This is a genomic window from Stenotrophomonas maltophilia group sp. RNC7 (assembly GCF_030910085.1).
In the GTDB taxonomy this organism is placed as follows: domain Bacteria; phylum Pseudomonadota; class Gammaproteobacteria; order Xanthomonadales; family Xanthomonadaceae; genus Stenotrophomonas; species Stenotrophomonas sepilia.
The window spans coordinates 1-373 of record NZ_JAVFVN010000397.1 but is presented as its reverse complement, the minus strand read 5'-3'; the positions used below and the strand labels follow the sequence as shown (position 1 = coordinate 373).

Here is a 373-nt window from a genome sequence, read left to right as displayed (position 1 = left end):
AGAAGCTTGAGCATATGAATAATTATGATAAAAATATTAGGATATTAACCTTAGATATAGGGGATCCAAAATTTAGAGCAAAAGCGAAAAATAGTAAACCTATCTCTATTAAAGTAGAAGCAATAAAAAAGAAATACCGTGAAAAGTATAGTAAGAAGATTGAGAATTACTTTTATGATATTATCATGCACATAGGTGACAATTACGAACACTCTGCTCATATGATAAAAATTATGCAAAAGGACATAGATATTATTAAGTTTTTAAAATCAATTGATCCTTATAAATATGCATTGACTAAGGTAGATGTTCCATATATGCCTAAGGATTTTCCAAGAAGTTACCCCTTGAATAAAGACATGGATATTTTATG

Annotated in this window: 1 protein-coding gene; it reads left to right on the top strand. The window is 27.9% G+C overall.

Annotation, left to right across the window (positions count from 1 at the left end):
• Nucleotides 1-14: 14 nt before the first annotated feature.
• The coding region (locus tag RCF13_RS06780) for a hypothetical protein (protein ID WP_308140995.1) at nucleotides 15-373 on the top strand (359 nt) is incomplete at its 3' end.